The organism is Corallococcus praedator, from assembly GCF_003612125.1.
GTDB classification, from domain to species: Bacteria; Myxococcota; Myxococcia; order Myxococcales; family Myxococcaceae; genus Corallococcus; species Corallococcus praedator.
The window spans coordinates 1-4555 of the sequence record NZ_RAWI01000571.1; the positions used below are offsets into that span (position 1 = coordinate 1).

A 4555-nucleotide genomic window follows, 5' to 3' on the forward strand; every position below is an offset into this window, starting at 1 on the left:
GCTCCAGGGTGGGGACCAGGGAGACGTTCTCCACGCGGGTGCGGTAGCAGGCGCGGTTGCTGGTGCCCACCGGGGGCAGCGGGACGATGGAGTAGCCGTAGCCGCGCTCGCGGTGGAAGTCGCGGTCGGCGCTCAGCGGGTCGCCGTGGGCTTCGACCTCCGCGACGTTGGACAGGCCGTCGCGGTCGCTGTCGAGCAGGTCCTCGGGGACCAGCGGGTTCGTCTGCGACAGGGCCTCCACCAGGTCCGGGAGCCCGTCGCCGTCGGTGTCGCCCACGCAGGGGTCGGTGCCGAGCACGCGCTCCTCGCAGTCGTTGAGCCGGTCGCCGTCGGTGTCCAGCACCACGCTGCACCCGTTGATGACGTCCACGGCGAGCGGATCCAGGCCCATGCGCAGCTCCACGCCGTCCATGAGGCCGTCCTGGTCGGTGTCGGAGACGATGGGGTCCAGGCCGAGCGCGCGCTCGTCGTCGTCCCCGACGCCGTCGCCGTCGCTGTCGGCCAGCATCTGGCCGTTGCGCACCTGGACGTTGCGGTTGAAGGCGAGGAAGCGCTTGAGCTTGAGCGCGTTGTCCAGCGAGCCGTAGTCCAGCCGCGCGAGCGCGTTGGGCAGGCCGGCGAAGTCCGTCTCCACCGGCTCGCTGCCGCCCGCGTTGGCGATGGCGGCCACCTGGAGGCGGGTGACGGGGTCCGGCTCAGCGCCGCGCACATAGACGGGCTGGATGCTGACCTCGCCCGCGCCGAACTGCTCCGCCAGCGCCTTGAGCTCCCCCACCACGGCGGTCAGCTCACACTGGCTGCACGCGGCGTTGCACGCGGCCTGGGACTCCGGCGTCGCGTTGCAGGCGGAGGCCTGCGCCAGCGCGGTGCAGCGGCTGTCGATGCCGATGTTGTACGCCGGGTTGTCGCAGCTCACGTCCGAGCTGCGGATGACGGGCACCACGACGTAGCGCGAGCGCGCGACCTCGCCCCGACAGGCCGCCTGCATGTCGCCGGACATCAAGCTCTTGGCCAGCCGCAGCGCGGAGCGGATGCTGATGGGGCCCTGCTGCTGGTAGCTGGCGTAGCGCGGCAGCACCGCCTGGAAGGAGGCCGCGTCGGTGAAGCTGCCCTGCAGGCCGGTGGCCACCGAGTGGAAGGCGACGAGCCCGAAGCGCAGCTGTGGGCCGGTGAAGCGAGAGGTGAGCGTCGTGAGCCCATCCACCGCGTAGCCCACCAGCTCCGTCTCCACGCCGCTTCCGCCCTGGAGGGCGAAGATGACCTTCACGGGGAACGCGTCCCCGGTGGCCTCGGGGACGCAGACATCCCCCTCGAAGCTGGCGCGGTCCCGGGAGCCTCCCGAGCGGCGGTCGAGCGCGTACAGCCCCGCGTCGGAGCAGGACAGCAACAGCGCTGGAACCAGGAGCCAGGCGACCCGGGGGGAGGAACGCATTCGTTGGATTGTAGACCCCAGCCCCCCAGTCCGACGCAAGCGTCCCGCGGCATCAGCCCGCGCGAGGACGCGCAGTCAGGACCGACATTTCATGCCGGTGGAGAAAAACCGCGCCTGCCTGCCGCTCATGGACGTCCGCGTCCGCCATGCCCCAGGCACCCAACAACCGCCTTGTCTTACCGGGATGCTACCGATTTCCAGCGGAGGAAAAACATTGCCGTCGTTGTCCAATCCCAAGGAGCACACAATGAAGAAGACGAACATGAAGGTCGGCGGCACGGTGGCGATGTTCGCGTTGGCGCTGGGTGCGACGGGGGCCCTGGCCCACGGCTCCGACGTGAAGAGCAACGACCCGCGTCAGGCGGTCGCGATGGAGGAGGTCGTCCTCGTGGCGAAGGACGGCGTGCTCGCGGGCGGCGGCGGCGGCGGCGACACCGGCAACGGCAACTGCGGCAGCTTCCTGGGCCTCCTCCTGGGCAACATGGTCGGCAACCTGATCGGCAACGGCGGCTTCCTGGGCGGTGCCCTCATCGGCAACGGCAACATCAGCGGCAACCAGACCGGCGGCAACTGCGCCATCTGAGCAGGCCCCCGCCTTCTCATTCCTCTTGTAACGATTCTCCCCAGACGCATCCGACGCCGGAGGTTGCTTCCTCCGGCGCTCGGTCTGGAGCCCCCATGCGATACCCCCTGTCTCCCTGGCACGGACTGCTCACCGGTCTGGCCGTGCTGCATCTGCTCCTGTCGGCCGCTGGCGCGTTGCACGTGCCCCTCCTGAAGGCCACGGACGCCGTGACGCCCTGGGTCCAGGGGTACGCGCAATGGACGGGCGCGAGCAGCGGCTTCAGCTTCTTCGCCCCCGGGGTGAGCCCGGCGACGCGCGTGTCCTTCGAACTGGAGGGAGCCTCCGGCGAGCGCCTGCGCGACGACTTCCAGTACGACAGCAGCGCGGTGAACGTGCGCATGCATTCCATGTTGTTGCGCTTCATGCTCCCGGACAGCCGGGACGCCCTGGCCCAGGCCTGGGCGGCGGCGATGTTCGGCCGGCATCCGGAGGCCCGCAAGGTCACCGTGCGCGTGGAAGCGCTCCGTCTGCCGAGCATGGAGGCGCATCGCGGCGGCGGCCAGCCCGAGTGGACGGACGCCTACCGCGCGGTGTTCGAGCGCCGGATTCCAACCCCCTCTTCCGTCCACGCGGTGACGCCATGACCTCGAATTCCGCAGCCTCCCTTTCGGCCGGTCAGCGCCTGGCCGCGTTCATCAGCGCCCCTTCATCCGCGGGGCCGCTGGCCGTCTTCCGCATCGGTGTCGCGTCGTTGCTGCTGGTGCAGGCGTGGACGCTGGCGGACAGCCTTCCGGAGCTGTTCGGCGAGCGGGGGCTGGTGCCCTCGAGCGTCTCCCGCTCGATGGCCTCCCCCTGGGTGCCCCGGGTGGACGCGGTGGCGGGCGCGCTGGCGCCGCTGGGCATCTCCCAGGCGGCGGGCGTCCAGGGGCTGGCGGTCCTCTACGTGGTGGCGCTCGTCGGCCTGCTGCTGGGCATCCGCACGCGGCTGTCCGCGGTGGTGGCGTGGGTGGTTCACACGGTGCTGATGAACAGCGGCAACTTCTTCGCCTACGGGGTGGAGACCTTCGCGCACATCAGCCTGTTCTACTGCGCGGTGATGCCGGTGGGCGCGGCGTTCTCCCACGACGTGAGCACGGGGCGACTGTCCGGCGCACCGTCCGCGGCGGCCACGCTTTCGTTGCGCGTGTTGCAGGTGCACCTGTGCATCATCTACGGGACGACCGGCGTGGAGAAGGCGTTGGGTCCGGTCTGGCAGGACGGAACGGCGCTCTGGGAGGTGCTGATGCAGCCCCAGTACGGCCAGTTCGACTTCGCGTGGCTCGCGTCGGTGCCATGGGTGGTGAAGCTGGCGACGTGGAGCACGCTGGTGGTGGAGGTGGGCTACGTGGTCTGCATCTGGCCCCGGAGCACCCGAGGGCTCTGGGTGCTGATGACGCTGGGCATGCACCTGGGCATCGCGGTGATGATGGGGCTGTGGCTGTTCAGCGGGATGATGGCCGTGCTCACGTTCGCGGCGTTCGGCTGGAACCTGTTCGCCGAAGCGCTGAGCGCGAGGGCCCGGGCCGCGGTGGTGCTCCCGTTCCACTCCCATCCGGCGCGGTGAGCCGCGCCCGCCCACGCCTCACAGCGTGAGCAGGTAGGCGAGCAGGTCGTCGCGCTCTTCCGGGGTGAGGGCCTGCGCATCGCCGTGCTTCAGGCCCGGCGTCTCCAGCAGCGTGCGCAGCGGGAAGCGGGAGTCCACCACCAGCCGGTCCTCCCGCACCGCGTAGCCCGCCGTGGCGCTCGTCAGCAGCGGCCAGACGTCCCAGGTCCCCACCAGCGACGGCGGCGCGGCGCCCTTCACCTGGTGCTGCTGCTCCAGGCGCAGGGGCAGTGCCACGGGGGTGCCGACGTCCTGGTACTGCCCTCGCGTGGAGGGGTCCTGATCCAACGTGTAGAGGGGCGCGGGGTGGCACGCCAGGCAGCGCGCCCGTCCCTCGAACAGCGCCCTTCCCTTCGCCGGATGTCCGGGCCTGCCGTCGGGCAGTGTCACCGTCTCCAGCGGCGCGCCATCCGCGCCCCGGTAGGGGTTCGGCGGCGTGGGCAGCAGGGATGAGAAGAGCGCCAGCGCCTCCACCTCCGAGGGTGAGGGGTCGGGGTTGTGGTAGCGGTTGCGCCCGCCCACCGTCCGCGCCGTCTCCGCGAGGCTGTGCGTGCTCGCCGGGGTGAAGTAGGGCGGCGTGTCCCGGCTCCCCAGCACCGTCGTCGACCGGTAGATGCGCATGGGCCGCGTCTTCTCGAAGAACACGCCGCCGGTGTGTCCCTCGATGTGGCACGCATCGCAGCTCATCCCCGTGCGGCCCACGTCCGCGAAGTAGAGCACCTGACCCAGCCGGCGCTGCTCGCGCGGACGCACGTCCACCACCGGCCACTGCCGCACCACCTGGGCCCGGCCCGCGCGGGCCTCGCGCACGTCCACCACCGCCACCGTGCCCGTGAAGCGGTTGAGCACGTAGAGCGTGCGCCCGTCCGGCGCCAGCACCAGCGAGCGCGGCCCCGAGTGCAGCTCATCCCCCGCC

Annotated in this window: 4 protein-coding genes and 1 pseudogene; 3 read left to right on the top strand and 2 right to left on the bottom strand. The window is 71.1% G+C overall.

Annotated elements, in window-relative coordinates; all coding sequences use genetic code 11:
• Nucleotides 1-1432: thrombospondin type 3 repeat-containing protein (locus D7Y13_RS38910; RefSeq protein WP_120630982.1), on the bottom strand; the 1432-nt coding region annotated here is incomplete at its 3' end.
• Nucleotides 1433-1679: 247 nt separating this feature from the next.
• Here D7Y13_RS38910 and D7Y13_RS38915 point away from each other — a divergent pair.
• From D7Y13_RS38915 to D7Y13_RS38925, 3 genes are all read left to right on the top strand, one after another.
• Nucleotides 1680-2015: a hypothetical protein gene (locus D7Y13_RS38915; protein ID WP_120534360.1), complete on the top strand. Its 336-nt coding sequence runs from the start codon at nucleotides 1680-1682 to the stop codon at nucleotides 2013-2015.
• 95 nt (nucleotides 2016-2110) lie between these two features.
• Nucleotides 2111-2641 (top strand): hypothetical protein, encoded by a 531-nt coding sequence (locus D7Y13_RS38920; protein ID WP_120584353.1) that lies wholly within the window; start codon nucleotides 2111-2113, stop codon nucleotides 2639-2641.
• Nucleotides 2638-3600, top strand: coding sequence for an HTTM domain-containing protein (locus D7Y13_RS38925; protein WP_120584352.1), 963 nt, complete (start codon nucleotides 2638-2640; stop codon nucleotides 3598-3600). Before D7Y13_RS38920 ends, D7Y13_RS38925 begins: the two co-directional genes overlap by 4 nt.
• An 18-nt stretch (nucleotides 3601-3618) precedes the next feature.
• On the opposite strand, the pseudogene D7Y13_RS38930 reads toward D7Y13_RS38925, so the two are convergent.
• A pseudogene (locus D7Y13_RS38930) lies at nucleotides 3619-4555 on the bottom strand (MtsA protein); the annotation flags it as partial.

Coding starts and splice junctions, on each gene's coding strand:
- D7Y13_RS38915 (WP_120534360.1), top strand. CDS start 1,680: ATGAAGAAGACGAACATGAAGGTCGGCGGCACGGTGGCGATGTTCGCG.
- D7Y13_RS38920 (WP_120584353.1), top strand. CDS start 2,111: ATGCGATACCCCCTGTCTCCCTGGCACGGACTGCTCACCGGTCTGGCC.
- D7Y13_RS38925 (WP_120584352.1), top strand. CDS start 2,638: ATGACCTCGAATTCCGCAGCCTCCCTTTCGGCCGGTCAGCGCCTGGCC.